Source organism: Haloplanus natans DSM 17983, from assembly GCF_000427685.1.
Lineage (GTDB): Archaea > Halobacteriota > Halobacteria > Halobacteriales > Haloferacaceae > Haloplanus > Haloplanus natans.
Genome location: NZ_KE386573.1, coordinates 428676 through 452063, shown reverse-complemented (window position 1 = coordinate 452063; position 23388 = coordinate 428676). Strand labels below are relative to the sequence as shown.

Below are 23388 nucleotides of genomic sequence, written 5' to 3'. Positions count from 1 at the left end.
GGCACCACGTGAACGGACCACACCAGGGGCAGCCGCTCGTGACGGCGGGGACGCCCCTCGACGAGGCCGAGGCGGCCGTCGTCCTCGTTCACGGCCGCGGCGCGACGGCGCGGAGCATCGTCCGGATGGCGGAGTCGTTTCACCATCCCGGCGTCGCCTATCTGGCACCGCAGGCGAGCAACAACACGTGGTATCCCAGCCCGTTCACCGCGCCGGTCGAGGCGAACGAACCGGGCCGCACGTCGGGGCTACAGGCCATCGCGGACGCCATCGAGCGGGCGACCGACGCAGGGATTCCGACCGACCGCGTCATGCTCCTGGGCTTCTCGCAGGGGGCGTGTCTCGGAAGCGAGTTCGTCGCCCGCGACCCCCGTCGGTACGGCGGACTGGTGGTCCTCTCGGGTGGCCTGATCGGCGAGACGATCGATCCCGACGACTACGACGGTGACCTCGACCACACGCCGGTCTTTTTCGGCTGTAGCGACATCGATCCACACATCCCCGAGGGGCGCGTGCAGGTGTCCGCCACGGTGTTCGAGCGGCTGAACGCCGACGTGACGACACGGCTCTACCCGGGAATGGGACACACCATCAACGAGGACGAACGGGAGCGCGTGTCGGCGATGGTTGCCAACCTGCTCGACTAGTCTTCTTTCAGGTTCTCGTCGAGGAAGCGCAGCGTTTTCGACCACGCGTCACGCGTGGCGTCCGGGCGGAAACTCTCGCCGCTCGGGTTGGCGAAGGCGTGGCCCGCGCCTTCGTAGACGTGGATTTCGCGTTCGACGCCGAGTTCGCCGAGCGTCCGGTTGAACTCGCGGACGTTCTCGATGCCGACGACCTGGTCCTCGGAGCCGAAGACGCCGAGGACGGGTGCGTCGATACGCTGGAGCGTCGACGCGTTGGTCGTGAGCGTCCCGTAGTAGATGACCGTCGCGTTCAGGTCGGCGTCACTGAGACTCAACTGGAGGCTCTGACCGCCGCCGAAACACCAGCCGAGGCTCGCGACCCGGTCCGTGGTGTCGGCGCGGTCACGAAGCCCCGAGACGGCGCGGCTCATCTTCGAGACGGCCACGTCGGGGTTCTCGCGGACCTGTCCGGAGAGGCGCGCGGCCTCCGAGGAGTTCGCCGCCACCTCGCCGTCGTAGAGGTCGACCGCGAAGACGACGTAGCCGTGCCCGGCGAGGATCTCCGCCATGTGCTCGATGTTGCCGTTGAGCCCCCACCACTCGTGGATCATGACGACCGATGGGTACTCGCCCTCGGCGGCCGGGCGAGCGAGATAGCCCGGCGTGCCGTTGATCGTCGTCCGCTCGGCCGTGATGGGCGCGAGGTTCTCGGCGCCGAAGATGTCGGCGTTGCCGCCGGTCGTGACGGGTTCGCAGGTGCCGTTCTTCTCGATGGCGCCGGGCTGACAGCCCATGTGCTCGGTCTGTGTGTACGAGGCTTCGGCGGTCGGAGTCCCCGTCCCCGTCGGTGCGGGCGTCGGCGTCTCTGTCGGCGCCGCCGTCGGCGTCGCGGTGTCGCCGCCGAGGACCCCCGAGCAACCGCTCAGGAGCACCAGCGCGGCGACGAGGACGGGACCGAGTCGCGTGAGTGACATTTCGTGTTCGGAAGGAAATGGGCGGAGAAAACCGTTTCGCTGTGACGCGTCGTGGCGCGGACGGCGCGTCGACGTGGCGACCCGGCCGGCGCCGTCAGAACGCCTCCCAGTCGTGATGCTGCTCGAACGCGTGGCCCGCGCGCAACACCGTCGCGTCGTCGAATCGCTCGCCGACGAGCATGAGGCCGACCGGCAGTCCGTCGGCCGTGCCCGCCGGAACCGAGAGCGCGGGATGGCCGGTCACGTCGAACGGCGCCGTATTCGCCAGCATACAGAGAGCGCGCTCGATCACGGCCACCCGATCGAGATCGGTGCGGTGTTCGTGTGCGGTCTGGGGCGTCGTCGGCATCGCCAGTACGTCGACCTCCGACAGCACCTCGTCGTATCTGTCGGCGAGTTCCCGGCTCAGGTTCTGTGCCTTCGCGTAGTAGTGACCCCGGTATTCGTCGGCGAGATACTGTCCGAGCACGAGCGTCAGTTTCAGCGTCGTGAGGTAGTCGTCGGCGGCAGCGCGGCGTGCACGGCCGAACGCGTCCATGAACTGCGTGTCGTACCGGCCGTTGCCGTAGTGGCCGATGCCGTCGGCGTCGACCGTTGCCGCGGTCGCCTCGGTGGCGATACCGTTCCAGATCGGCATACCGTCGAGATGCATCGGTACCGAGACTGTCGTCACTTCGGCACCGGCCTCGGCGAAGGCGTCGAGTGCGTCCCGGACAGTCGAGTCGACTGCCGCTTCGCTGGCATCGTGCTCGAACCCCTCTTCGAGGACGCCGACGGTCACCTCCGGCGATTCGTCGAGAGCGTCGAGATACGGTTCGGTCGGCACCGCTCCCTGTCGCGGATCGAGACCGTCGGCCCCGGCGATCACGTCGAGCACGCGGGCGCAGTCGGCGACGCTCGTCGCCATCGGGCCGACGTGGTCGAACGACCGGCCGAGGCCAGCGATCCCGGTGTACGGAACGAGGCTGTGCGTGGGCTTGTGACCGACGCCGCCGCTCCAGGCGGCCGGAATGCGGATCGAACCACCCTGGTCGCCGCCGATGGCGACGTCGACGTCGCCGTCGACGACGGCGGCGACGGACCCGCTCGACGAGCCGCCGGCGATGTACTCGGGGTCGTACGGGTTGTGGACGGGCCCCGTCGCGGACAGTTCGCCGCTTCCCGAGAAGGCCATATCCTCCATATTCGTCTTCCCGGTGATCGTCGCGCCGGCGTCGAGCAGTCGCGTGACGATCGTCGCGTCGGTCTCCGGAACGTACCCCTCGAAGAGTTTCGAGCCACAGGTCATCTCGACGCCGGCGAGGGCGACGTTGTCCTTGAGGCCGACCTCGTACCCGGACAACGGGCCGGCGTCCGCTCCCTGCACCTCGCACCGCCGAACGAACGCGTTCAACGGGTCCTCCGCCGACGTCGGTCGGTAGCCCGGGTCCCGGTCGGAGTACGCCCGCTCGGGCGTCGGTTCCGGCAGTTCGTCCAGGCGTTCGTACCCCGCCATCGTCTCCGCGATCACCGCCGAGAAGTCGGCCACCTCCTCGTCGGAGAGGGTCATGTGGTGTTTCGCCGCCTTCTCGCGGATCTCGTCCGGCGTCGGTGCCCGCACGTTCGGTGGGACGTTCGACATATCGGCCAAATATAGGACGTATAACACACAAAAGGCCACTTGTAGCGGAAAAACAAGCACTCGTATCGGCTACGTGCAAACTATCGGCCAATGTTTTGACCTCGAAATACCGGTTCGTCAACCCACCGGGCGGCGAACGCGGACGGGCGGGGCCGGCGCTGCCCCCTCGGCCGTCACTGCCAGTTCGTGTAGAACAGGACGGCGATACCCACCGTCTCCAGCACCTGAAGCATCATCATGACCTCGACGGCGAGGGGTGGCATCGCCGGCGCGTTGAGGTAGAACGCGAGGGCGACGGCGTTCTCCGCCAGGAGCAAGACGGCAAAGAGGATGAGCCCACGCAGGACCGATCCCGGAACCTCCCGGTAGTTACGGATCCAGATGCTCAGCAGGCCGAGCAACAGGACGATGTTGATACTGGCGGCGACGCGGGCCGCGTCGACCATCAGGCTCATCGGCACCCCTCGGCGGTCGGCGGGTCGGTGGGTTCACGAATCATCCTTGGAGTTTGGTGAAGATGTCTTCGACGGTCTCCCAGTGGTTCCGAGTTCGCTCGCTCGGCAGGTAGACGGTGCCGTAGTTCTCGTCGCCACTCGTGACGATGTCGTGTTCTTCGAGGACATCGAGGTGGTGACGGACGGTGTTGTACGCCAAGTCGAGGTCGTCGGCGAGGCGGTTGGCGTTGCGGGGGCGTTCGTCGAGTTCGCGGAGGATACGGGCGCGGTTCGGCCCCCCACGGGTCGCCGCGAGGACCTGCCAGAGCACCACCTCCATACCTCCGAGGATTCCGTGGCAGCCACAAATAACGCACCGGTCTCCATCGACGCCCGACGAGGGGGGATCGCGACGATGTCGCGACCGACTGCGCCGCGGGGCGGCCTCGATCGACCGGGCGTCTTGGCTCACACCGACCTATTCGGCCATGAACCGTTTAATCATTGTGTACCGTTAACTGCAAATTCAACCGGTATGGATGCTGAAAGGAGTGTGGTGTGATCGGGCGACTGCGACGGAATGTATCGAGTCGTCGAGTCGACTTACAACGGAGTGACGAGAGATTCTAGTCCGAGTTGCGAAAGTAGTTAACTGTCCGTCACACCGCAACCAAACCGTACGATGACGGATACCGCCGACACGACACGACGCCGCGTACTTCTCGGACTCGGAACCGCCGCGACCGCCGGCCTCGCCGGCTGTGGTGGGCAGGGTGGCGGCGACGCCACGTCCACGCCGACGGCGACGGCCACCGAGACGGCGACGCCGACCGAGACGCCGACCGAAACCGCAACCGAGACGCCGAGCGGATCGGCCAGCCTCCGGGTGGCGCATATGTCCCCGAACGCCCCGAACGTCGACGTCTACGCCGACGGCAGCGCCGTCCTCGAAGACGTGGCCTTCGGCGCCGTCAGCGACTATCTGGAGGTGCCCGCCGGCGAGCGCCAACTCCGCATCACGCCGGCCGGCCAGTCCGGAACGACCGTCTTCGAGGGCGCCGTCCCCGTCGAAAGCGGGACGGCCTACACCGTCGCCGCCGTCGGCGAAGTGGGCGACATGGCCGACCAACCGTTCGAGCCCCTGGTTCTGGAAGACGACAACAGCGATCCGGGCGGTGACATGGCCCGGGTGCGTCTGGTCCACGCCTCGCCCGACGCCCCCGCCGTCGACGTGACGCTAGCGTCGAACGGCGACGTACTCTTCGACGGCGTTGCCTTCGGCGAATCTGGCTACGTAACCGTCCCCGCCGGCGACTACACCCTCCAAATCCGGGGCGACACCGACTCGAACGACGGCGACGTGGTCGCCGAGTTCGACGTGAGCCTCGACGGCGGGCAGGTGTACACCGGCTTCGCCGCGGGCTATCTCTCGCCCGACGACGAACCGGCCGACACCGCCTTCGACCTCATCGTCGCCAACGACACCGGGGGCGGGATGATGGAGAGCCCGGACCCGGCCAGCCTCCGGGTGGCGCATATGTCCCCGAACGCCCCGAACGTCGACATCTACGCCGACGGCAGCGCCGTCCTCGAAGACGTGGCCTTCGGCGCCGTCAGCGACTATCTGGAGGTGCCCGCCGGCGAGCGACAGGTTCGCATCACCCCGGCCGGCCAGTCGGGAACGACCGTCTTCGAGGGCGCCGTCCCCGTCGAAAGCGGGACGGCCTACACCGTCGCCGCCGTCGGCGAAGTGGGCGACATGGCCGATCAGCCCTTCGAACCACTCGTGTTGACGGACGACAACAGCGATCCGGGCGACGACATGGCCCGCGTGCGTCTGGTCCACGCCTCGCCCGACGCCCCCGCCGTCGACGTGACGCTAGCGTCGAACGGCGACGCGCTGTTCGACGGCGTCGCCTTCGGCGAATCTGGCTACGTAACCGTCCCCGCCGGCGACTACACCCTCCAAGTCCGGGGCGACACCGACTCGAACGACGGTGACGTGGTCGCCGAGTTCGACGTGAGCCTGACCGGTGGCGGCGTCTACACCGCCTTCGCCGCGGGCTATCTCTCGCCCGACGACGAACCGGCCGACACCGCCTTCGACCTGCTGGTGAGCCAGGACACCGGCGGGTCGATGGACGGGTCGGGCGGTAACGGGATGTCGATGGGCGCCCCGAGCGGGGGACTGCTCGGCCGCTAACCCTCGTTCGGTGTCCGACGGCCCCGCTCGTACGGTTTATCGTCTCACTCGTCGACGAGGTCGATCCCCGCGTCGCCGTTCGGCACCATACAGACGAACGAGCTCTCCGACTCGCTCTCGTTTCTGAACCAGTGGACGGTGCCGGCGGGGATGAGCAGGGAGTCGCCCTCGCGGACCGTGTGCTCCTCGTCTTCGATGCCGACGACGTACTCGCCGTCGACGGTGTGGACCTCGTGTTCGACCGCGTTGGTGTGTTTGGGCACCTCGGCGCCGGGGTCGAGACGGTAGCGACGCATCCGGAAGGTGGGCGCGCCGTCGGACTCGTCGAGGATGACCGCCTTGCGCACGCCGTCCGCTTTCGATAGCTCCTCGTAGTTGGCGTCGGCGGCGCGTTTCAGGGTCGGCTCGGGGGACTGCCGTGTGTCGCTCATGCATCCGTTTCGCCGGCCGAGCCATATAATCCTACAGGCCGGGCACCCGCTCCCCCGCCGGCACCGTCGTCTCCAGCCAGTTCTCCTCGGGCGGGAGCGGACAGGAGAAGGCGTCGCTGAAGGCACAGAACGGCGTGTACGCCAGGTTGAAATCGAGCGTGACGCGGTCGCCGTCCGCGAGTTCGCGGTCGGGTGTGAGCTCCATGTAGCGGCCGCCACGGTAGGTTTGCTGCCCCGTCGTCTTGTCGCGGAACGGAACGAAGACGGCGTCGTCGCCACCTTCCTGTCGGTAGCCCCGGAGGGTGTGCGCCTCGCCGCCGAGATCGAACGAGAACGTGACGACCCGCAGGTAGCGGACGGTCCGGTCGTCGCTGGTGTCCATGTCGACCGGTTCGGGGTCGTCGTGGACGGTCACGGTCGCCGTGACGCGGTAGTCCGGATCGGGGTCGAAGTAGTCGAGCCCGTCGAACTCCTCGCGTCGCTCGGGCGGCACGGGCGAACCACGCTCCTCGGCGAACAGCCGGTCCTTCTCGGCGCGATTCTCGCGCAACCGCTCGGCGTAGTCGGGGGGCGTCTCGGTCACGGGACGGCTACGGCGGCGAACGATTTCAGTCCGACGATCCCGGGGAGAATCACGGCTGATAATCCAATCAATCCGTTTATGTGAACGGTCGACGAGGATGGTGGAATGGTCTCGAAGGGTGACCTCGGCGTGAGTTACCTCGTCGCCGTCGGTGTCGTGCTGTTCGGCGTCTTCAGCGTGGGGGTGCTCCGGCCGTTCGGCTCCGGGACCGCGATGGAGTCGCGGTCACTGCTCGGCCTCAGCATGGGGATCATGATCGCCGGGAGCTTCCTCGTCACCGGCGTCGGCCTGGCACGGAGCACACTCGACGACGAACGGGTCTGGCGCGTCGCCGGGTGGTCGACACTCGGACTCGGCGTCCCGACCCTTCTCGCCGTCGTCGTCGTGTTACTCGCGCCGTCGCTGCTCCGCGGGATCGGCTGGCGGAGCGTCGTCATCGTCGACATCGCCGCCGGTGGCGTCGTCGGCGTCCTGGTCGGGTCCCTTCTCGAACTTCGGGCCGAACACGAGCGGACTCGGACGCTCAACCAGCGCAACACCGTCTTCCTCCGGCTGTTCCGCCACGACATCCGGACCAGCCTCAACCTCATTCGCGGCCACCTCAAACTCGTCGTGACGGACGGGTCGACGCCGCTCCAGTCCGCCGACGTGATCCGCGATCACCTCGCGCACATCGAGCGCCTGAGCGACGCGGCGAAACGGCTCGACGACCTCGAATCGATGGTCGAGACGGTGCCCGTGAATTTCGGCGCGCTCGTTCGTGACCGGATCGACGAACTTCGACAGTCGACCGACTCGGTGACCGTCGAAACCGATATCGACGAGACGCACGTGGCGGCGAACGAACTCCTCTCGTCGGTCGTCGACAACCTGCTCAGGAACGCCGTCGAGCACGGCTCGACGAGCAACCGGACGGGGACCGGTGACGCCGTCGAGCACGGGTCCACTGGCAGTGAGTCGGAAGCCGACGGCGGTCCCTGGCTTCGGGTGACGGTCCAGCCGACCGATGGCGGCGACGCCGTCCGGCTCCGAATCGAGGACGACGGGCCGGGCTTTACCGACGCCGAACTCGCGGTTCACGCCGACGCCCGGGCGACCGAGACGGCACTCCAGCACAGCGACGGCGTCGGCCTCTGGCTCGTCCGGTGGATCGTCGACGCCTACGACGGGCGAGTCGACATCGGGAACGCCGACGACGGCGGCGCCGTCGTGACCGTAACCCTGCCGCGGGCGGATGAGCCGCCCACGGGCGCCTCGGTCCCCGAGTCGACGCCATCGGCCGCGGAGAACGGGGAACTCGCGCCGTCACGGTGAGACGGGCGGCACTCGCGGCGACCCGAACCGATATACGCACGCACTCCTGCGGACGAGTCGAGGTATCGTGACACATGGACCGACTCCCCTTCCCCGCAATCGTCGGGCAGGAGGACCTGAAATCGGCGTTGCTGTTGAACGCGGTCAACCGTGACATCGGCGGTGTCCTGATCCGGGGCGAACGGGGCACCGGCAAGAGCTCCGCGGTTCGGGGGCTCGAACGCGTGCTCCCGGAGATTCGTGTCGTCGCGGACTGTCGCTTCAATTGCCCGCCGGACGACCCGGCACGGCAGTGCGCGGCGTGTCGCGAGCGGACGGCGACCGAAACGGAGCGGGTACCGACGCCCGTCGTCGACCTGCCACTCGGCGCGACCGAGGATCGCCTCCTCGGCTCGCTCGACTTCGAGCAGGCGCTGAACGAAGGAGTCAGCGCGCTCGATCCGGGGTTGCTCGCCCGGGCGAACCGCGGGGTGCTCTACGTCGACGAGGTGAACCTTCTCGATGACCACCTCGTCGACCTGTTGCTGGATGCGGCCGCGAGCGGCGTCAACCGGATCGAACGCGAGGGGCTCACGATCACGCACCCGGCCGAGTTCGTCCTCGTGGGAACGATGAACCCCGAGGAGGGGCGGCTCCGGCCCCAGTTTCTGGACCGCTTCGGCCTCCAGGTGGACGCGGAGGCGCCGACCGATCCCGAGACGCGGGCGTCGATCGTCGAGGTGGCCGAGGCGTTCGAACGCGACCCGGACGCGGTTCGCGAACGGTATCGGGACGCGGAACGCCGACTCGGGGAGCGGATCGTGACGGCCCGCGACCGCTACGACGACATCACGCTGGACGACGAGCGCCGTCGAACCATCGCCGAACTCTGCATCGCGGCCGGCGTCGAAGGAAATCGCGGCGACATCACGACCGCACGGTGTGCGCGAGCGATAGCCGCACTCGACGGCCGGACCGCGGTCGAGGACGCGGACGTGCGGCGGGCGGCGGCGTTTGCGCTCCCCCACCGCATCCCCAGCGACCCCTTCGACGACGAGGTGTCGGTGGATCGACTCGCCGCCGACCACCTCGACGACACGTCGACGGCCGACAGCGTGACCGACGACCGCTCGAACGACGACCCGGCCACGGGCGACTCCGAAGCAGCGCCCGAGCGTGGCCGACGTGGCGGGAGCGAGGACCGGCGCGACGACGACGCGATCGACCGGGCGATCCGGAGGCTCCGGGATTTTTTCTGACGGCCGGCGGCGGGGAGCCGGACGCGGAGAGCGACGGCACCGGCGGGAACGATCCGGGTCGCGGACGCGAGGACGGGACGACGGGTGACGGCCGTGCGCCCGAGCGCCCGCGACTCGACCCCATCGGCGACGCGACGGCCGGGACGGCGACCATCGACGGGGCCGACTCGGATCCCGTCGTCGCCCCACTCGACGGCGGGACGGCCCGCATCGGCACCGAGACGATCGGCTCGGACGGGCCATCGGCGGGGCGGTACGTCGGCTCGCGGCGCGCGCAGTCGACCGACCGCCCGGCCGACATCGCCGTCGACGCGACGCTTCGATCGACGGTCGGCCGCGGGGGGACCGACATCACCGAGCGCGACCTTCGGGTGAAGCGCCGGAGCGGCGAGGCGCCGGCACTCGTCACCTTCGTCGTCGACTCGTCGATGAGCATGCGCGCCCACGGCGACATCCGGAGGGCGACGGCGCTCGCGACGGGCGTGCTCCGGCGGGCGAACCGCCACGACGACTACGTCGCAGTCGTCGCGTTCCACGACGAGCGGGCCGACGTGGTCGTGCCGCCGACGGACGATCCCGACGTGGCGGCCCGCCGGCTCGAGGATGTCCCGGTCGGCAACCGGACGCCACTCCCGGCCGGGTTGCTCGCCGCCCGTCGACTCGTCGACCGCGAGCGGACGGCGATTCCCGACCTGCCGGCCGTCGTCGTCGTCCTCACCGACGGCCGGCCGACGGTGGGGATCGAGGACGATCCGGTCGTCGAAACCAACCGCCTCGCCCGACGGCTCGGCGCGTCGGGGATCGACCTCGTCGTCCTGGACCTCGACCGCGGCACCACCGGCACCGACGTGTGTCGGTCGATGGCCGCCGAAGCGGACGGCGAGTACGTGTCGATGGCCGAGATACGGCCGGCGGACCGAACCCGGACCGTCGCGCGGGTGATCGAGTCGGTGCGGTAGGGTCGCTCCGGCGTATCCCGAGTGGGTGGCTCTCCACCCGAAACCGTGCCCTTTGTCGGCCCCACGAGTATAGTTCTCACAGTATCGAGAGCGTTCGGATACGAGGGAAGGAGCGTCGAAAACGCGAAGCATAACTCCGTCCCGTCCTGTCGTATGATCGATGGCGTTGGCTCTCGACCTGGATTCGCGGGTGGTAACCCTGGCGTTGGCGCGGATGGTCGACTCGGTCGCCAACTCGTTTCTGGTCGTCGTGCTCCCCCTGTATATCGGGCGGGCCGTCGCGCTGCCGGGGTTCATCGGGAGCGCCGTCGCCGTCGGTCCCGTCTCCTTCCGGTTGACCGAAGCCCTCCTGATCGGGGTGGTGCTCTCCCTGTTCGGCTTCCTGAACAGTCTCGGCCAGCCGTTCACGGGCCGGCTCTCCGACCGGACCGGCAGACGGAAGGTGTATCTCCTCTTTGGCCTGGCGCTCGTGGCCCTCGGCAGCCTCGGGTTCCTGTTCCTGGCGGATTACGTCTCGGTACTCGTGTTGCGAGGACTCCAGGGTGTCGGCGCCGCCTTCACCGTTCCCATGACCGTCGCGCTGGTCAACGAGTACTCCGCGGAGGGGGAACGCGGGGGGAACTTCGGGCTGTTCAACACGTTCCGACTGCTCGGGTTCGGGACCGGCCCCCTCGTCGCCGGCGTGATCGTCGAGTTCGGACCCTACGCCCTCCGCGGCGTGACGCTCTCGGGGTTCGACGCCGCCTTTCTGGTGGCCGTCGTGGCCGCCGCCGTCAGTTTCGGGCTAGTGACGCTGCTCATCGACGACCCCGAGCAACTCGCGGCACAGGCGGGCGACGACCTGTCGGTAGCCGTCCGAAACCGCGACGGCCCTGGCCTCGATCCGGTGTTTGCGCTCGCGCTCGTGACCGTCGTGATGGCGATGAGCTTCGCCATCTTCGCCCCGCTGGCCAACACGATCAACGAACGACTCGGCCAGGGCGACCTCCTCTTTTCCGTGCAGTTCGGCGCCGCGGTCCTGGCGAACGTCCTCTTTCAGCTCCCGATCGGCCGGCTTAGCGACCGCTTCGGTCGCCGGCCGTTCCTGCTCGGGGGCTTTGTCCTCCTGCTCCCGGCGACGCTGCTTCAGGGGTTCGTGACCACTTCGCTGTCGATGATCGCCCTCCGATTCCTGCAGGGGGCCGCCGTCGCCGCCGTCTTCGCCCCGTCGCTCGCGCTGGCGGGCGACCTCGCGACTGAGGGGCAGTCCGGCTCCACCCTCTCCCTGCTGACGATGGGCTTCGGACTCGGCATCGCCTTCGGGACGCTCCTCTCCGGGATTCTCGTCGGGTTCGGCTTCGCCGTCCCCTTCGTCGTGGCGACGGCCGCCGGCGTGGTCGGGCTGTTCCTGGTGTACACGCAGGTCCACGAGCCATCGGCCGCCTCTACGCCGGCCGCGGCGACGACCGACTGATAGTGTTTACTGTAACTGGTTACCGGTGGATCGCTGGACCGTCTTGGCTACCCACCGGTAGTGACTTACAATAAACACTACGAGACGGGCGATACCGGCCGGAGACCAGTGACGGGGTGTCGAGGCGAACGCCCACGGCGTCATCCGTGGGATGGAGCCGACAGCTGTGTATCATAGGGGTTATCGTAACTGTCCATAGATTCTCGCCGGACCGTCCCGGCGAGAATCTCTGATGACTTCCGATAATCCCTATCAGTCTACGCCGAACGGGCCGACGATATCGCGTGGTCACCGCCACGATGGGGCTCCAACTCGCCATCGACGGCAGTGAGCGATCCGTCCCCGTCGAAGCGCTGGCGCAACTCCCCGCCGTTCGACCGGGCGAGGGGTCGGCAACCGCGGGATCGGACCTGGAGAGCCAGCGCATCTCCACCCGAAGGCCCGCCCTTTGGAGTATCCGTGGCGACAGTTCGCACATATCCGATCGAGTCAGCGCGGTACGCGTCCCGGGACCGGCCGACCGGTCGCCACGGATCGTGAGACCGACGGCGTGAGTACGTTCCCGTGGTACCCCTACCGGTCGCTATGGACACGTAATATAAACGCTCACGTCGCGGTCGGTCGCGAGACTAGTTGTATGTCCGACGCGACTGGCGAGTCACACGAAGCGGGGGCGGTCAGCCTCCGCCGACGGATGTTCGTCGCCGGGGCGGGCGCCGTGGTGGGAGCGATGGGCCTCCACGCCGTGGCAGCCGCGCTGGGCAACGAGAAGGGTCAGGGGGAACACGGGGCGACGACCGGCGGGCCGAAAACGGCGACGGACACGCCGACGCCACCCCCACGGTGATCGCCCGTCGCGAGGTCGGGGGCTCACCCATTTCGACGTACGGCCACCGGACTCCCGAACCGCCTCCACGGCGACCTCGTCCGGCCCGTCGACGCCGGGGCGATGCCGACGGGACGGGTCCCCCGGTATCCGAGTGGCCAGCGCCTCGAACGGGGAGCGCCGACGGTCGGAGCCACCGATCGGTGAACCGCCTCGCGTATCCGCGAGACGGTAGATTCATTCCGGTTTCACCTCGTCTTCGCCACATGCACACGCGGCTGCGGTTCCTCCTCGGCGTCGCGCTCGGTGGGGGCGCCGTGCTCCTGTACGCGTGGTACGCGGGCGTCGGCGACATCGTCGGCCGGGCGCGGACCGTTGCACCGGGAGTTCTCGGCGTACTGGCGCTCCTCGTGGTCGCCGAGGGCGTGGCCGACGGCATCGGCGTCTGGGCGTCCGTGCGCCCTCTCGGGACCGGACTCGACTCGCTCCGGAGCGTCCAGTTCGCCCTCGCCGGCGACTTCTTCGACATCGTGAGCCCGGCGGGCGCCGCGAGCTCCGAGCCGATCATGGCGCGGTTCATCGGCGTCGCGACCGACACCGCGTACAGCGAGGCACTCGGCGTTCGCGGCGTGGCGAAGTACGTGAAGGCGGCCGGGCAGATCCTGCTGTCGAGCACCGTCGGCATCGCCGTGCTCCGTGGCGACGCCGGGGGCGTCCTGCGGACACTCGTCGCCGCCGTCGTCGTGGTGGTCGGCGTCGGCGTTATCGCCGTCGTCCTCGGCAACTCCCTCGCCCGCCTGTCGGTCGCGGCGCTGACACCCCTCGCCGCCGCCGTCTCCACGGTCGTGCCGTCGATCACGGCCGATCGCGAGCGGGTCGTCGCCGCCGTCGATCGGTTCCGGACGCGGGTCGCGGAGTTCGGGGGTCGACCGACACTCGTCGTCCTGATCGTCCTCGGCGGCGTCGTCGAACAGCTCCTCGTCGCCATCGCGCTGTGGACGCTCCTGACCGCACTCGGCGCCTCCGTCGCCGTCCTCCCGATCCTCGTCGTCGTCCCGCTCCCGCAGGCCGCGACGGTCGTCCCCGTTCCGGCGAGCCTCGGGGCGTACGACCTCCTCCTCGGCGGCGCACTCGTCGTCACGACGGGCGCGCCGAGCGTTTCGGTGGCCACCGCCGTCCTGCTGTTCCGGACCGCGAGCCTGTCGTTCGGCCTCGCGGTCGGCGGGCTGTGTGCCGCGTTGCTCCGCGGCTGGCGGCCGGGGGCGTAGCGGGGTCGGCCACGCGGGGCCGCAGTTACTCGTGGTTCGCCGACCCGTCCTGACGAGCCACCGGCACTGGCTCACACCGACCCGTCTGACGAAGGGCATCGGCCCTCGCCGTCAGACACGCTCTCGACCCCGCGTCGGTCGCTGCGAGATCACGCCGCCGCTTGATGACCCCGACATGTAGGGAGCAAGGCCCAACGGTACTCGGGTCGAATCCACACACTATGGACGGCGAGAACTGCCGCAAGATCGGTGCACTGTGGGCCATCGCGCAGGGACTGCTCACCGCACTCGTCCCGCACTCGTCCCGCAACTCGGCGTGACGCTGTTCAAACTGCTGCTCGGCACGAACTTCGAGAACGCGAGTGAACTCCGGGCGAAGCCGGCGTATCTCCGACAGCTCCGGGCGGTCGGCATCGGCCTCGCTGCCTCCGGGATCGCCAGTCTCGTCATGGACGCGGTAGCGGGGGACGCGAACGGCGTAGACGACCCCGAACTCGAGTAGGGAGCCCGGCTTGCTCCGGCGTCGACGATGGCGCGGATACGGTCACGGTGAGCGCGGCGCAGTGGTGGCGTCGTCCGCCACCGCGCCACGAACTCCGCGGATCACGACCGTCACGATAGCCGCCTCAGCCGGCATAGTTTGAGCGGCGACTTACCAGGCGCCGCCAGTACCAACCCACTGCAATCGGCCGTTGCGCCCCGCCATCACGACAGCGCCATCCTCGAGCGTGAGCTCGTAGACGGTCCACGGACGGTGGAACCGACGCACATGTTGCTCCGGGCGAAACCCGTCGTTCACATTCCGGACGTACACTCGCCACATCTCCCCCCGACGTGTATACCGAGGTTTGACTCCGCACTCAATACAGAGGCGGAGCAGATCGTGTGCCAACTGCGGACTCGCCGTGTAGTAGGTGCCACGGGCATCGCCGTCTCCCTTGAGGAGCACGTCGAGGAGGAGCCGTTGGGAGGCCTGTGACCACTCCCAGATGAACGGCGGGAGCCGTTTGGTGTGGCTGGTCCCTCCACAGAGCCGCTCCAAGAGTCGGCCGAAGACGACCGACCCGAACGCGAACCGTTGGTCGTTCTGATTGACGGTGATCCCCAGTCGCTCGAACAGGGACGCGATTGCCCGTCGATGCGACGGCGTTTCTTGCGCAATCGCCACCTGCGCTGTCTGGCTCGTCTCGGGCCAGTACACACTGCCTTCGGTGATGTACCACCCGAGCAATCGGAGAAAGTCGTCAGCAGCGAAGCGGTACGGGCGGCGATGATGATTCGGCCCAGCGTGAATCGCGACGTGGTCGGCGAGCCGCTCGATAGTCGCCTGATACCGCTTGAACGTGGGTGGATCGAAGCAGTAGCCGACGGTCCCATTTCGACGGATGGGGTTACACCCTGCCGGCAACGCCGCCCGAACTGTGTGACCGTGCGCCTCAAACGTCGCGCACAGTTCGTACTCGGTGAGCCAGTCGGTGATGTCGACCTGGGCCGGTTCCGGGAGCGGCGGGCGTCGCCAGTCGTTGACGAATAGGTACGCCGCCCGACCGTCCACTGCCCCGGCACGGACGAGACGCGGGCGAGACATATCGCGCGTGGTGAACGGGATCGGGTGGCTGGCTGCGACTCGAAGGTCGGCCCGTCGCGTCTCAATCGCAACGAGGGTGTCGACGACCCGTCGTTCAACTGAGCGGATGGCCGTCGTCGTCGCCAGTCCCGTGTCGAGATCCAGCGTGTAAACGTCAGTACCGGGAGCGAGTGTCGCAACACGAGCAAGGCCATCGGTAGTCATGACCTCAGTCTCGCCAGTGAGGCCGCGGGTTGCAGATGCAGCTCGGTCGTGGCGCATGGCTACGCACTGTGGCCCCGGTTTCGGGTATGAAGATTCGGTTAGGACAGATCACGTCTTCATAATCGGATTTGAGCGTCTTAGCCTGGTTATGAACGGGAATTCGGGGGGAGGGATATCGTCATAATTGGTCTCGCCGCCCGCAAGGACAACGAGTCCCACCGACAACGAACGAACTAGGGTCCAGAGGCCCGAGCGAACCACCGGTGCAAATCGTCTGCGTACGGCCCGAATACGGGGCCAATGCGACACAAGGGGAGAAGATAGCGACAGCGCGGGGCCCGATCGATGGGCTATTGGAATCGTCATAATCGGAAGCCGTCTGGCGGTTAGCTGGTGAATGAGGGGCACGTCCCCGTGGAGTTGGCCCTACGAGCGATCACGACGCGGCCGAACGCGACTGAGAGCGCGGTTGGAGCGTGGAGTGAGGAAATCGGCGCACCAACGGGGGCCTCCAAACGTGACAGCCGGAGAGCCCAGGGACACCCATCTCTTGCGGGCGTACAGGCCAATTATGACCATTCCGCGACGACCGCTGGCCCACCGAACGACCGTCTCCACCCCGCTGACCCAGTCCCCCCGATTATGAACACGATACCGAACCGGGCCCCACCGCAAACCAGTTCCACGGCGACCGTGCCACGACCCCGCGAACCACGCCCCTCGCGCGCCGCCACCCCACAGCACATCACTCCCCGAGTCGCTCCCGCAACCACTCAGCCGGATACATCGCCGTCACCCCCGGCGTGTCGATGCGGAACTGCTGGGGCGGCGTCGTCTCCGCGTACGTCTTCGCGACACGCGGCTCGCCATCCGGCGGGTCGTTGAGCGCCTGGAGCACGTCGTGGCCCGCACGCTGGGTCATCACGATCCAGATCGCCGCATCCACATCACAGGCCGCGATCTTATCGTAATCGGCCGGCACCGCCTCCCGAAGATCGTGATTCACGCGCTCGGCCTCCACAGCCACCCGAATCTCGCCCGCCTCGTCGACCCCCGCAATATCGAGGCGGTGATTCCCATCCAGATCGTAGTACGGCACCACCTCGACGACGGGTGACTCGGGATCGTCCACGTACGCCTGTTCGAGCCAGCGCCGCCCCACCTCGACAGCGAAGACGTGCTGACTCGACTCCTCCAAATCGCCCTGCCCATGGCCGTAATCGACGCCCTGCCGGTAGTGCTCGCCGATGACGTCGCGGCCCGCGGGCGAGACCGAATAGAGGCGGTGCGGGTGATCCGTATCGTGGCGCAGGAGGTCCGTCTCGAGGAGTTCGTCGACTGCGTCGCGATCGATACCGACGTACTCCTGCAAGCGAAGCATCGAGTCACGCAGCAGATCGTAGCCTGGGGGCTCGTACCGTAACTGCTGCGCGTTGTACACCGCCTGCAGGAACATGAGCTGCGCGTCGGACCACTCGCTGTCCGCGCGCTCCTCGGGCGTGAGCTTCAGATTCAACTCGCAGATAGGGATATCGTCACGGTTGACGGCATCGGGATCGTGACAGCAGGCAATCGCTCGCGCCATCCCCTCGCTCGTGGGATCGTAGCGATTGTCACAGGTCTCACAGCGGAGGGCGTGGATGTCGCCGTCGTACTCCACCCACGACGGGAGCCGCATCGTGTGGGGGAGGGCGGAGTCGACACGGCGGTCGGGATCGGTCGCCGCGTCACCGTCAGCGTCGGCGGCGGGTTCGGGGTCAACCAGTGTGACGCCCGCCCGCTCACGCGTCCGGCGTTCCACGTCGGCAATGACGTCGGTGACGGCCGGCTTGACGGACGCCTCGGCAGCCGGATGCCCCGCAGGCGGCCGCGCGGACTGCAGTTGGAACGGAGCGGGCGCCGGTGCATCGAACGCCGCGGGAAGACTCGCAAGCCACTGGCCACGCTGCAGACCCCGAAGGCGATTCGCCACGTCCTGGGCCGGCAGCTCGTCGGTCGCCATACGCTCGGCGAGCCCCTGATCGACGCCGATCGGCCCAGTCAGGATCGTCCCGATATTGTTCAGGACTTCGTCCGTCGCCGCCCCCGTCGGATCGAGTTGGTCGAGTTGGTTGGGGAACTGCATGGCGAGGGTGAGCGCACAGTCGAAACTGCGGGCCTGGGCAAGCAGGGTGGTCATGAGATCCGTCGCCGCGATACTGGCGGCCTCCTCGATGTAACAGTTCACGAGCGGGAGGCGATCCGCCTCGCGGCGCTGGCGGCGCCGTCGCAGGGCTGTCCAGAGGTTCGACAGGAGAACAAGCGTGATCGCGCGGCGCGTCTCGATGCGGAGGCCACCCAGATCGAGGATGACCACGACATTCGCATCGAGATACTGGCCGAGATCGAAGTGCGCGGTGCCAGGCGTGGGTGACGTCGCACGTGGGTCCGCAGTCTGCTGTTCGGTGGCGGTCGGTGACTCGTCATCGAAGCCTAGGGTTGGCTCGGTGGTGGTTGTCGTCGCCGAGGCGGCCGCACTCGTCGTCGCCACCGCGTCAGTATCGCTCGTGACCGCGTCGGGAACGTGATTGAATAGGCGAGCGAGCCGACGGTCGGTCGGCACCTTCTCCAGTCGGTTCGCAACACCCTGCATCACCTCGTCGAACGTCCGGGCACGGTTGGCAACGACGCCGCCGAGCATGCGTTCGAGATCCGGATTCGAGACGGAGGGCGCCGACTGCCGTTCGTGCATTCGTCGGGCCGCCCCGTGGAGGTCGCGATGGGAGAAGGCATCGTCGCCGTGGACGGGATCGAATTTCGCACGGACGAGAAACCGGATGATATCGGGCGCACGGACGGCCTGTTCGAAGCGGTCGCGGCCCATCAGCGCCGTCAGAATTTCGATGTAGTGGTCGACGACATCATCGACGGCCGTGGCGCGGGGCACGCCAGCCGCAACATCGGCCCGCACGTCGAAAAACGAGATGGCGGGGAGGACCTCGCTGCAGTCGAAATACAGGACGTTGTCGAGGTGCCCGTACTGGGCGTAGTGCGCGCGGAGGTAGTCGGTCGCCATGCCGTCACCCTTGGGATCAAGCAGGATGTCGGCGCCATCGGTCGCGGCGTGATTGTCCCGAATCGCCCGCACGAGCGAGGTGGATTTCCCTGAGCCAGTCCGACCGAACCACGCCGTGTGCAGGCGTTGCAAGGAGGGCGGGAGAGCAATGGAATCGTCACTGGCTGTCCCATCTTGTGTCCGCGGCCGACCGAGTGTGAGCCCGGGGCCGTCGTAGGTGTCGAGGATCGGGTCGGGTGGGCGAGACTGCGGGGTGCGATCCTCGGGGATCACGTCGAGCGCCCGGCGACTCGCCGTGGGGAGTGCGGTGCCGTCGAGGAGCCAGAAACACCCGAGCGCCGCGGCGTCGACGATGAGGCCGCGACTGCGGACGGTCGTGCCGGGGAGCCGGGCACGCATGGACTCGTAGGTCGGGGGGTCGACGGTTCGCTCGCGGATCGCGGTAGCCACCGCAGCGGCGGCGTCACCGTCGAGGCGGCGCATCGCGAGCTCATAATGTGGCCCCGCACACTCGCTGAAGGCAGCGGTGAGTTCGGCGAGTGGATCAGCCGAGCCGTCACCATCGTTCGTGGCGGCGACGACCCGCGTGTTCACCACGAACGACCGCGTGGCGTCCTTGGCGTCGATCGATTCCAATCGGCTGCGATCCGAGGCGGGGAGCGCATCGGCCGCGCCCGTCCCCTCACGCGTCGGGTCGGCATCGGCGGTCGGCGCATCAAGCCCCGTGAGCGACGTGAGCAGCTGCCCCCCGAGCGTGTCCTGGCCGGCTTCGATAGCAGCGCGACGGTCGTCGGCCGCGGCGGTCCAGTCCGGATACGGCTGGATGAGGGTCTGATAGACCATGGGGACATCCGTGGCGGCCATCGTCTCGGCGACGGCGGCGAGCGGGATACGGGCGTGGTCGTCGGTCTGGAACTGCTCGAAGGGGGTGAGGCGGGTCTGCCAGTCCCGGCGGCGGTCGGGGACGCCCTCGCAGACGAGGGCGGTCGGCGCCGTCTCGGCGGCAGCCGTCGTCGGGACGAGCGCATCAGGGGGGCGTTCAATACGCTCGATGGCGTAGCTGTCCGGGAAGAGCGTGTGACAGAGCCGATCAAGCGTGTCGAGGATCGGTGCGGCATCGTCGCCGGTGCAGCCGACGAGATACTCGATCCGTGTCCCGTCACTGTGGAGACAGAGCTCGATTGTGGGTGGGGCAGACCGGCCGACGAGGGACTGGAGACCGGACTGGAAGTCGGCGAGGGCGTGGAGTCGGCGACACTGCGTGTGGACGGTCGCCGGATCGAGTGGCTCAGTCGCCGGTGTGATCCGGAGGAACGAGCGAGCGGCCGTGTCGGCGGCTGACTCATCGCGTGCCATCGTCGGCGTCGCCTCAGCGTCTATCCGACGATTACAGAGAATCAGCTTAAATCCCCGGCCCAAATGGAACGACTGCGCAGCCAAGAACGGGTGGGGTTGCCAGACACTGCCACGCTTCCAGAGAGTGACGAGGGGGGTCACCAGCAGGCTGTAACTGGGGGGTTCGATAGCCTACGGTCGAATTCAGGCCCGACACCCAACCCACGACCGCAATCGGTGGTCGGCTCGGACCATCGAAGCGGTCACGACCCGCGATGGCCACTGAATTGGGGCTCGTGTCGCCGCACGTTCGGTAGGGACCGTCTGCATGCCTGTTTTTTCGCGCCTCCACCGGGTGGAGGCGCGTTACAATGGCGCTACAAGACAGTTCTGGACAGCAGGTACATCGTGCGCTCAGTACGCTCCGCAACATCGAAACCGACGAACTCCCACAGGCGGACACCCGTCGTATCGCGGTGGCAACGGTGCTCCTCGCGGCCGTGAGTATTCGCGCTGCAGTCGGCAGAGGCGGTGTCGAGACGACACGGCTCGATCCTGACGACCGCTGAGATCGTTCCCCGTCGACGGCGGCGCCATGAACGACGAACTGTGTGAGTCTAGGAGACCCGAGTGGCTCCCAGTTAGCTACCAGGGACGTGCGCAAGCGATGCTCAACGTGACGCAGAAAGTATAATACGCCGACAGTACAGCCAATTGTCACATGACCGACTCGCGGGATGAAATTTGTATCGAGAAATTCAACGTTGGACATGCAGATCTCACACTGATACACTTGCCAACCGACCCCCCCGTAGTGATTGACACCGCCTACATTGGGGATATTGAGGATTTCTACGATCAGTCAGAAACTGGCAGAACGATTCCCTCCGACAGCGTCCAGCACTGTTTTCTGACGCATTTCGATGAAGATCACGTGAGTGGGCTTGCGGAATTGATCGCCCGAACCAACGTGGGCACCGTCTCGCAGCCATACCCGTTCGAGGTGGCACGCACAGCCGCTGACGATACCCCCGGTATTTCCGACCTGAATCTGTCTGTTACGGAAGCACTCGAGCCCCAACTCACATCGCTGGATAGGTCAATTCTTGATAACACACATGTGGCAAGAAACTATGCCCTCATGGAGTTACTCGCGCAGGATCGGTCCTCAATTGAGTCAAAATTCCCGGATATGCTGGACCCAACAAAGTACTCTAAGCGTGCAAAGAGGGTTCTGGAAGCACCGAACGAACTGACGATACGAGATATCGATGGTACGGATCGCTTCAGCTTCCACGACGATGCGGTGACCGTTGACGTGTTGTGGCCAGCAACCGATGTACTGACTACCGACGCAAACACGGACACATGGACGATCAATGAACTCAGTGGTGTCTTTCGGGTGACGACTCCAAACCAGACGCATCTGTTTACCGGCGATATCAGTGGTCGCGTCGAGGCGGAACTCTGTGCCCGCGCTCGGCGTGCAGAGCTGAAATTGGAAGCCGACATCCTCCACGCGAGCCATCACGGCGCAACCGAGGATCCGGATCGAAGCGCGGGTCGGACTGTCGGTAATAGTGAGCGGTTCCTCGGACAGGTTGCTCCGACCCACCTCATAATTTCCAGTGGAACGTCCGGTAATTATGGGCACCCGGATCCAGCACTCTTTGATCGGTGTGCAGACCATGGTATCGAGGTACTCTGGACAGGAGTGCATGGGCATATCAGATTCAACCAAACGAGCATCGAGACTGCGGAACCGGTCTCACGGGATCCGTACGTACTCAAAGCGAAACGGGGGGAGTAACGCTCCTCCCCTGCGGGATCCATCGGAGATCTCTCGATTTCCATGTCGCCAGCAGAGCGATTCGGCTTACTGGACCGAAGGGGGAGGTATCTGTGACCGTCTCAAATACCCCCGACGGCACGGCTCCCGGGCCTCGCTGCGCTCTTCACTCCGTTGCGGTGCTTGCGTCACCCGAAGAGCGGCGCGCTCCTGAACTCACGTCGGTAAAGTCACCGTGGACGGCCGGGCGCCCTAAGCCATCGGCCCCGTTCAGCCACACGCGGTCCGAGCCCTGAATACAAACCCGCTGCGCCCGAATGGAGAACGTGAGTCAAGTCTCGAAGTACCGATGTATCGGGTGTATGGACGAGACCATTACGCGCGAGTTCGACGTCTCACATCTGTCCCGAACCTGCACGGTGTGCGGCGAGTTCGATCGGTTCGTCAATACCGTCGTGATCGAGCGGTTCGATGCGCTGGCTGCGGATCCACCGGCACACCTCCACTGGGAGCAACTCGATCGCACCCGGAAGTGTCTGATCGCTGAACGACTGAGCCGGACGGACTACTCGATCGAGGATTTCGAGGTGACAGTGACCGATGACGATGACGGGAGCGAGGACGAGGACCGCGTCACCACCGGCACTGGCGCCGAAGCGTGAGGGTCACTCCCCACGCCAGTGGGGTAACCGGGTCGGATTGAGGGGCCGTCGGACGCCGGGTACGGGGACTATTGTGTCCGGAGCACGGACTGGAACGGGCGTCAACAGCGACGGCGGCCGACACGGCGTGGCACGATCGCATTCGAAACACCACCGGGTGCGGATCGCCACGGCGGTGATCACTACACTCACCGACCAGAGTGATCGACTCGCGCTATGCATCCATCACGCCGGGGCGGATCCGCTAGTATTCCGACACGGGTCTGTCCGACCTGTCTCAGACGTTTCGGTCGATCCACTCACAGAACGCGTTGAAATCGTTCGCTCCGGCGCGTTCGGCGATGTCCCGGAGCGTCCCGGTACGAGGTTCGTCGTGCAGCGGGACCGTCACCTGTCGGCGGTCATCTTTGTTCGTCGGGTGTGCGTAGTACAGTTGTGCGTGGTCTCCAGTCGTTCGTCGCCACTCGAATCCACCCGTGTTTACTAGTACTTTCACCACCTCCATCCCAGAGAACGTAGCCCGCCCCATCAATCAGTCGAGAACGTCCGGCGGGTCGCGTGTGCCCGTGGTGTTCTCGGCAGGCTCGATGCCCGCGGCGCGTAGTTCCTCGTCGGTCGGCGGGCGGCCACGCTCACCGTCGTACAAGGCCACCGCGTCGTCCAGATTCTCCAGCGCGGCCGTTCTGGACTCGCCCTGCGTCGTGACTCCCGTGTCCACGTCCGTTGCGATCCACCAGTCGTCCTCCTGCCAGAGACGAATCTCACCGTCGTGAGCGTCACTCTCCCTGGTCGAACTGGCCATCGTGCTCGTTGTTGGGCGACGTA

The 23388-nt window shown here is 66.9% G+C and carries 24 protein-coding genes; 14 read left to right on the top strand and 10 right to left on the bottom strand.

Features of this window, described 5'->3' with window-relative positions; all coding sequences use genetic code 11:
• Window positions 1–8: 8 nt before the first annotated feature.
• Window positions 9–647 (top strand): alpha/beta hydrolase, encoded by a 639-nt coding sequence (locus tag HALNA_RS04710; RefSeq protein ID WP_394324592.1) that lies wholly within the window; start codon window positions 9–11, stop codon window positions 645–647.
• Here HALNA_RS04710 and HALNA_RS04705 read toward each other — a convergent pair.
• From HALNA_RS04705 to HALNA_RS04690, 4 genes are all read right to left on the bottom strand, one after another.
• The gene (locus HALNA_RS04705; RefSeq protein ID WP_049935233.1) at window positions 644–1600 is read right to left on the bottom strand and encodes a dienelactone hydrolase family protein; all 957 of its coding nucleotides are present in this window, start codon (window positions 1598–1600) and stop codon (window positions 644–646) included. The two genes, HALNA_RS04710 and HALNA_RS04705, sit on opposite strands and share 4 nt — an antisense overlap.
• Window positions 1601–1694: 94 nt before the next feature.
• Window positions 1695–3221, bottom strand: coding sequence for an amidase (locus HALNA_RS04700; protein ID WP_049935232.1), 1527 nt, complete (start codon window positions 3219–3221; stop codon window positions 1695–1697).
• A gap of 173 nt (window positions 3222–3394) precedes the next feature.
• Window positions 3395–3676: a hypothetical protein gene (locus tag HALNA_RS04695; RefSeq protein WP_049937962.1), complete on the bottom strand. Its 282-nt coding sequence runs from the start codon at window positions 3674–3676 to the stop codon at window positions 3395–3397.
• Window positions 3677–3716: 40 nt separating this feature from the next.
• Window positions 3717–3995, bottom strand: a complete 279-nt coding sequence (locus tag HALNA_RS04690; protein ID WP_049935231.1) for an ArsR/SmtB family transcription factor — start codon at window positions 3993–3995, stop codon at window positions 3717–3719.
• A 342-nt stretch (window positions 3996–4337) separates the two neighbouring features.
• Between HALNA_RS04690 and HALNA_RS04685 the strand changes: the two genes are divergently transcribed.
• Entirely contained in the window at window positions 4338–5858 is a 1521-nt protein-coding gene (locus tag HALNA_RS04685) for a DUF4397 domain-containing protein (RefSeq protein WP_084509902.1), read from the top strand.
• Between the two features lie 44 nt (window positions 5859–5902).
• On the opposite strand, the gene HALNA_RS04680 is transcribed toward HALNA_RS04685, so the two are convergent.
• Window positions 5903–6289, bottom strand: coding sequence for a cupin domain-containing protein (locus HALNA_RS04680; protein ID WP_049935230.1), 387 nt, complete (start codon window positions 6287–6289; stop codon window positions 5903–5905).
• 31 nt (window positions 6290–6320) lie between these two features.
• Window positions 6321–6872: a DUF1684 domain-containing protein gene (locus HALNA_RS04675; RefSeq protein WP_049935229.1), complete on the bottom strand. Its 552-nt coding sequence runs from the start codon at window positions 6870–6872 to the stop codon at window positions 6321–6323.
• Between the two features lie 105 nt (window positions 6873–6977).
• Between HALNA_RS04675 and HALNA_RS04670 the strand changes: the two genes are divergently transcribed.
• The 8 genes from HALNA_RS04670 (at window position 6978) to HALNA_RS04635 (ending at window position 14432) form a co-directional block, all read left to right on the top strand.
• Complete coding sequence (locus HALNA_RS04670; protein WP_049935228.1) at window positions 6978–8186, top strand: sensor histidine kinase; 1209 nt, start codon at window positions 6978–6980, stop codon at window positions 8184–8186.
• A gap of 74 nt (window positions 8187–8260) precedes the next feature.
• A complete protein-coding gene (locus HALNA_RS04665; RefSeq protein WP_049935227.1) occupies window positions 8261–9424 on the top strand; it encodes an ATP-binding protein in 1164 nt (387 codons plus the stop codon).
• Window positions 9425–9795: 371 nt separating this feature from the next.
• Window positions 9796–10383: a VWA domain-containing protein gene (locus HALNA_RS21070; protein WP_049935225.1), complete on the top strand. Its 588-nt coding sequence runs from the start codon at window positions 9796–9798 to the stop codon at window positions 10381–10383.
• A 160-nt stretch (window positions 10384–10543) separates the two neighbouring features.
• On the top strand, window positions 10544–11836 hold the full coding sequence (locus HALNA_RS04655) for an MFS transporter (RefSeq protein WP_049935224.1): 1293 nt from the start codon (window positions 10544–10546) through the stop codon (window positions 11834–11836).
• A gap of 284 nt (window positions 11837–12120) precedes the next feature.
• On the top strand, window positions 12121–12390 hold the full coding sequence (locus tag HALNA_RS04650) for a hypothetical protein (RefSeq protein ID WP_049935223.1): 270 nt from the start codon (window positions 12121–12123) through the stop codon (window positions 12388–12390).
• 83 nt (window positions 12391–12473) lie between these two features.
• Complete coding sequence (locus HALNA_RS04645) at window positions 12474–12683, top strand: hypothetical protein (protein ID WP_049935222.1); 210 nt, start codon at window positions 12474–12476, stop codon at window positions 12681–12683.
• A gap of 245 nt (window positions 12684–12928) precedes the next feature.
• Complete coding sequence (locus HALNA_RS04640; RefSeq protein ID WP_049935221.1) at window positions 12929–13930, top strand: lysylphosphatidylglycerol synthase domain-containing protein; 1002 nt, start codon at window positions 12929–12931, stop codon at window positions 13928–13930.
• 256 nt (window positions 13931–14186) lie between these two features.
• Window positions 14187–14432, top strand: coding sequence for a hypothetical protein (locus HALNA_RS04635; RefSeq protein WP_157573448.1), 246 nt, complete (start codon window positions 14187–14189; stop codon window positions 14430–14432).
• Window positions 14433–14582: 150 nt separating this feature from the next.
• Here HALNA_RS04635 and HALNA_RS04630 read toward each other — a convergent pair whose 3' ends face one another.
• Window positions 14583–15779, bottom strand: coding sequence for a Hint domain-containing protein (locus HALNA_RS04630; protein WP_049935218.1), 1197 nt, complete (start codon window positions 15777–15779; stop codon window positions 14583–14585).
• 688 nt (window positions 15780–16467) lie between these two features.
• Complete coding sequence (locus HALNA_RS04625; protein WP_049935217.1) at window positions 16468–20133, bottom strand: type IV secretory system conjugative DNA transfer family protein; 3666 nt, start codon at window positions 20131–20133, stop codon at window positions 16468–16470.
• A 154-nt stretch (window positions 20134–20287) separates the two neighbouring features.
• Here HALNA_RS04625 and HALNA_RS21755 point away from each other — a divergent pair, with 154 nt between their 5' ends.
• From HALNA_RS21755 to HALNA_RS04610, 4 genes are all read left to right on the top strand, one after another.
• The gene (locus HALNA_RS21755; RefSeq protein WP_449404877.1) at window positions 20288–20398 is read left to right on the top strand and encodes a DUF7861 family protein; all 111 of its coding nucleotides are present in this window, start codon (window positions 20288–20290) and stop codon (window positions 20396–20398) included.
• Between the two features lie 85 nt (window positions 20399–20483).
• Window positions 20484–20681: a hypothetical protein gene (locus HALNA_RS04620; protein ID WP_049935216.1), complete on the top strand. Its 198-nt coding sequence runs from the start codon at window positions 20484–20486 to the stop codon at window positions 20679–20681.
• A gap of 152 nt (window positions 20682–20833) precedes the next feature.
• A complete protein-coding gene (locus tag HALNA_RS04615) occupies window positions 20834–21922 on the top strand; it encodes a ComEC/Rec2 family competence protein (protein ID WP_049935215.1) in 1089 nt (362 codons plus the stop codon).
• A gap of 341 nt (window positions 21923–22263) precedes the next feature.
• The gene (locus HALNA_RS04610) at window positions 22264–22563 is read left to right on the top strand and encodes a hypothetical protein (protein WP_245575994.1); all 300 of its coding nucleotides are present in this window, start codon (window positions 22264–22266) and stop codon (window positions 22561–22563) included.
• Between the two features lie 277 nt (window positions 22564–22840).
• On the opposite strand, the gene HALNA_RS04605 is transcribed toward HALNA_RS04610, so the two are convergent.
• Window positions 22841–23092, bottom strand: a complete 252-nt coding sequence (locus HALNA_RS04605; RefSeq protein ID WP_049935213.1) for a type II toxin-antitoxin system HicA family toxin — start codon at window positions 23090–23092, stop codon at window positions 22841–22843.
• Between the two features lie 3 nt (window positions 23093–23095).
• Window positions 23096–23365, bottom strand: a complete 270-nt coding sequence (locus HALNA_RS04600) for a type II toxin-antitoxin system HicB family antitoxin (protein ID WP_049935212.1) — start codon at window positions 23363–23365, stop codon at window positions 23096–23098.
• Between the last annotated feature and the right edge of the window lie 23 nt (window positions 23366–23388).

Excerpts from the sequence above, each read along its gene's own strand:
- HALNA_RS04705 (WP_049935233.1), bottom strand. The coding sequence starts at position 1,600 with ATGTCACTCACGCGACTCGGTCCCGTCCTCGTCGCCGCGCTGGTGCTC.
- HALNA_RS04700 (WP_049935232.1), bottom strand. The coding sequence starts at position 3,221 with ATGTCGAACGTCCCACCGAACGTGCGGGCACCGACGCCGGACGAGATC.
- HALNA_RS04695 (WP_049937962.1), bottom strand. The coding sequence starts at position 3,676 with ATGAGCCTGATGGTCGACGCGGCCCGCGTCGCCGCCAGTATCAACATC.
- HALNA_RS04690 (WP_049935231.1), bottom strand. The coding sequence starts at position 3,995 with ATGGAGGTGGTGCTCTGGCAGGTCCTCGCGGCGACCCGTGGGGGGCCG.
- HALNA_RS04685 (WP_084509902.1), top strand. The coding sequence starts at position 4,338 with ATGACGGATACCGCCGACACGACACGACGCCGCGTACTTCTCGGACTC.
- HALNA_RS04680 (WP_049935230.1), bottom strand. The coding sequence starts at position 6,289 with ATGAGCGACACACGGCAGTCCCCCGAGCCGACCCTGAAACGCGCCGCC.
- HALNA_RS04670 (WP_049935228.1), top strand. The coding sequence starts at position 6,978 with ATGGTCTCGAAGGGTGACCTCGGCGTGAGTTACCTCGTCGCCGTCGGT.
- HALNA_RS04665 (WP_049935227.1), top strand. The coding sequence starts at position 8,261 with ATGGACCGACTCCCCTTCCCCGCAATCGTCGGGCAGGAGGACCTGAAA.
- HALNA_RS04655 (WP_049935224.1), top strand. The coding sequence starts at position 10,544 with ATGGCGTTGGCTCTCGACCTGGATTCGCGGGTGGTAACCCTGGCGTTG.
- HALNA_RS04645 (WP_049935222.1), top strand. The coding sequence starts at position 12,474 with ATGTCCGACGCGACTGGCGAGTCACACGAAGCGGGGGCGGTCAGCCTC.
- HALNA_RS04640 (WP_049935221.1), top strand. The coding sequence starts at position 12,929 with ATGCACACGCGGCTGCGGTTCCTCCTCGGCGTCGCGCTCGGTGGGGGC.
- HALNA_RS04630 (WP_049935218.1), bottom strand. The coding sequence starts at position 15,779 with ATGCGCCACGACCGAGCTGCATCTGCAACCCGCGGCCTCACTGGCGAG.
- HALNA_RS04625 (WP_049935217.1), bottom strand. The coding sequence starts at position 20,133 with ATGGCACGCGATGAGTCAGCCGCCGACACGGCCGCTCGCTCGTTCCTC.
- HALNA_RS04620 (WP_049935216.1), top strand. The coding sequence starts at position 20,484 with ATGGCGCTACAAGACAGTTCTGGACAGCAGGTACATCGTGCGCTCAGT.
- HALNA_RS04615 (WP_049935215.1), top strand. The coding sequence starts at position 20,834 with ATGACCGACTCGCGGGATGAAATTTGTATCGAGAAATTCAACGTTGGA.
- HALNA_RS04610 (WP_245575994.1), top strand. The coding sequence starts at position 22,264 with ATGGACGAGACCATTACGCGCGAGTTCGACGTCTCACATCTGTCCCGA.
- HALNA_RS04605 (WP_049935213.1), bottom strand. The coding sequence starts at position 23,092 with ATGGGGCGGGCTACGTTCTCTGGGATGGAGGTGGTGAAAGTACTAGTA.
- HALNA_RS04600 (WP_049935212.1), bottom strand. The coding sequence starts at position 23,365 with ATGGCCAGTTCGACCAGGGAGAGTGACGCTCACGACGGTGAGATTCGT.